The following is a 3,132-nucleotide window of genomic DNA, read 5'->3' on the forward strand; positions in this document are numbered from 1 at the left end:
AAAAGTTACTTCCGAAAGAGGTAACTTTTTCGTTTTATCGCATTGGCAACAATTCTTTGTAACGAGCAATTTTATTGATGAGTGACATGGTCGCGAATCTTGGTGAGGGAGAAGGAAGACATGCGATATTTTTAAACGAAGGAAATAATTTTTTGAAATGTTTCTCGACAAAATGGCTGGTGAAAAATACTTTTATTTGCGGATATTGCTGTAGAATTTTGGATAAGGCGATGTCATTAAATTCAATTATTTCAAGATTCTGATCGAGATTGGTATTGTTCTTTCGCTTTGCTTTTAAAATAATATCTGCCATACCGATACCCATAGAGGAAAACAGCTCTTGCTTTTCTTTCGTTGTTGTCAGGTGTTTTTCATAGACGCCTTCGATTATTTTCCAAAATTGGTTGCGCGGTGCGCTATAAAACCATTTGCCTTCTTGCGCCTGATCTTTGCCGGGAAAACTGCCGACAATGAGTATTTGTATACTGCTCGGAATAAAGGGCTGGTGAGGGTGTGTTTCTATTTCCATGATAGCACAAAATAAAAAATATTCGGTAAAACTATTTATCTTTTTATCTTTATTGCTATATGGAAAAATTAAAGTTATATATGCTTTTGTTAGGCTGCAAACCAAATGGTCGCCATACCGAGCAGCACGACATTTTGTTTACTATTGGCAATTCATTGAAGTCAGTAATTCCCGATATGATTGCGTTTTGGCCGGAAGCTGACGGGATAATACACCTTGATTCATGGAGAGAGGTTACTCGCGTCGATAATTTTGAGATAAGAATTATTCTAAAGGAAGAGAAAATGATTAAAGGAAAAGAAAAAATTTTTTTCCTGAACCTAGGCGGATATAAACCGGGCGAATTTGAAGAATATCATTACAAAGTTTTAGTAGTAAGCAGTGAAAAATCTTTGGCCATTCAAGAAGCGAAAGAATCCGTTTTTTATAAGCATACTTTGTCTTCACACATTGATGATAAATATGGGGTGGATGTAGACGATGTATACGATGTGGAAGATATTTTGCCCAAGCATTTAAAAGAAAAATACGCTATACAAATTATGCCGGCCTCTGATAGGACGGAAGATGACTTGCATATTGGCTATTTAAAACTGAGTAAATTGTAATGATACTTTTTTCTTTAAAGACAAATCGATGGTGAAAAATCCTTGAATGTTTTGTATTTTGCAAGCATGTACTAGACCTATAGTCGCGGAAAGATCATCGATTCAAAACAATTAAATACAATTAGTGCTAAAACAGACGTTGAAAATGGTTCTCAAAGTGCCGTCTCATTGCATTGCGTAAATCTTCCGGTGTGCCGTTTTTTATAACATCCACAATTCCTTTATGGGAAACATGGCGTTTGCCTTTTACCTTTTTGGCTAGTATACCACTTTCATGCACATATTTGAAAACGGGTAACAGCATTTGCTGAAATCTTTTTAATGTATTGTTACCGGTTATCTCGTATAATTTTTCATGAAACTTGATTTCTTGATCTATGTCGAATAAATAAGTATCTGTTTTAGCGGGTTCCACTTTTACTATTTCTGTTAGTTCCTTTATATCATCCGGTGTTACCCGTAAAAATATTAAATCAGCCATTCCAATCTCCATTACCAGCCGCATTTCAAACATATCCCTCAACGTGTTGTCATCCATCATGGTAGGATAGAGTGTTTTTTGTAATAAGGATAATAAATCTGGGTTGGCAAGTACAGCTCCCCTTTTCTTTTTTGACTCTATCAATCCTGTCATTCTAAGTCTTAGCAGGGCTTCTCTTATTACCGTTCTGCTTACGCCTAATGCCTCTCCCAGATTTATTTCTTTTGGAATTGAATCGCCGGGTTTCAAGTTATTATCGAGAAAAAACTTAATTAACGTTACTTCAACTTTGTCTACTAAGCTAGATGTATCTACAATATCTAATGTCGTAATTAAGGTGGAAGGCGACGGGTTTACGTTTTGCATAATTTTTTAAAATGGGTATAAAAAAGCAAAAATAATTCATAAAAAATTTTTTTGTTATAAAAGTTTTTCATAATTATGCATTATGTAATACATTATAACATTATTATTTAACAAAAAATCTTTCATAAACCCCATTAAAATACTTGACACGACGGTGTTTGATGAATTTTTAGGGGATATTTTGAAAAGCTGATTCGATTGCAAATAAATTTCAAAAAAGGTAAAAACCAAAATCAATGAAAAGAAAAACGGATATTCTTAAATGGCTAATGGCCATCAGCTTTTTCTTCTGTTCTTCCGTATTATTTGGGCAGAAGAGGACAATTGAGGGCCATGTGATTTCTCAAAAGGACCACGAGTCTTTAGCGGGGGCAAGTATTACGCTAGTGGGTTCTCATAGTGGCACTTTCACTTCGTCCACAGGTACTTTCTCTATTCAGGCAAAACCTGGAGACAAAATTCAGGTTGATTACACCGGCTATGCGTCAAAAACAATTACTATCGGAGACTCTAGTACTATTACTATCGTGTTGACTGCAAGTCCTAGTAACTTAGACGAAGTGGTTGTTGTAGGTTATGGGACGCAAAGTAGGCACGATTTGTCCGGAGCCGTAGCAACCGTAAACCCTCGTGCATTTAAGTCTTCACCAACCTCTAACATCGGTACAGTATTGCAAGGTACAGTGCCTGGATTAAGAGTATCACAGTCAACTGGTCAGCCGGGTAGTACGCCAAATATTGTTTTTCGTGGAGGCAATGATTGGGGTGGAAGCGGGGGGCCATTAGTAGTTTTGGACGGCATAGTTGTGTCATCTGTTTACGGAATAGATATGGATGATGTGCAATCTATTGATTTATTAAAAGATGCGGCATCTACTGCAATATATGGTGCACGAGCTTCTAATGGTGTATTACTTATTACTACAAAAAGAGGTAAAAAGGGTCATTCTCAAATTAGTTATACCGTAAGGCAAACAACAAACTTTACACGTAAAAACCCTTCGGACTATTTAACTGCAGCACAATATATAAGTCTTAATAGGGAGGGGCTTGGTGCTAGATATTCTGCAGATCTGGCAGACGGAAATACCAATGCTGCAAATACTGATAAAGGCCAATTACAAGGCTCTTGGGGTTGGGCAGTCAAT

The 3,132-nt window shown here is 36.6% G+C and carries 4 protein-coding genes; 2 read left to right on the top strand and 2 right to left on the bottom strand.

The annotated features are described in order from the left end of the window. Positions 1 to 34: 34 nt before the first annotated feature. A complete protein-coding gene (locus ACQR30_RS05025) occupies positions 35 to 529 on the bottom strand; it encodes a uracil-DNA glycosylase family protein (RefSeq protein ID WP_429732167.1) in 495 nt (164 codons plus the stop codon). Positions 530 to 588: 59 nt separating this feature from the next. Here ACQR30_RS05025 and ACQR30_RS05030 point away from each other — a divergent pair, with 59 nt between their 5' ends. Further along, positions 589 to 1,137 carry a DUF1543 domain-containing protein gene (locus ACQR30_RS05030; RefSeq protein WP_429732170.1) on the top strand — a complete coding sequence of 183 codons (549 nt, stop codon included), beginning with the start codon at positions 589 to 591 and terminating at the stop codon, positions 1,135 to 1,137. 127 nt (positions 1,138 to 1,264) lie between these two features. Here the strand turns inward: ACQR30_RS05030 and ACQR30_RS05035 are convergent, their stop codons facing one another. After that, complete coding sequence (locus ACQR30_RS05035) at positions 1,265 to 1,984, bottom strand: FadR/GntR family transcriptional regulator (RefSeq protein ID WP_429732172.1); 720 nt, start codon at positions 1,982 to 1,984, stop codon at positions 1,265 to 1,267. A 236-nt stretch (positions 1,985 to 2,220) separates the two neighbouring features. On the opposite strand from ACQR30_RS05035, the gene ACQR30_RS05040 reads away from it, so the two are divergent. Further along, positions 2,221 to 3,132, top strand: a 912-nt coding sequence (locus tag ACQR30_RS05040; RefSeq protein ID WP_429732175.1) for a TonB-dependent receptor plug domain-containing protein, incomplete at its 3' end; no start/stop codon positions are given.

This window comes from Arachidicoccus sp. (genome assembly GCF_050436765.1).
Lineage (GTDB): Bacteria > Bacteroidota > Bacteroidia > Chitinophagales > Chitinophagaceae > Arachidicoccus.

What these genes read in the sequence shown, in the direction of transcription:
- ACQR30_RS05030 (WP_429732170.1), top strand. Translation starts at nt 589, where the DNA reads ATGGAAAAATTAAAGTTATATATGCTTTTGTTAGGCTGCAAACCAAAT.
- ACQR30_RS05025 (WP_429732167.1), bottom strand. Translation starts at nt 529, where the DNA reads ATGGAAATAGAAACACACCCTCACCAGCCCTTTATTCCGAGCAGTATA.
- ACQR30_RS05035 (WP_429732172.1), bottom strand. Translation starts at nt 1,984, where the DNA reads ATGCAAAACGTAAACCCGTCGCCTTCCACCTTAATTACGACATTAGAT.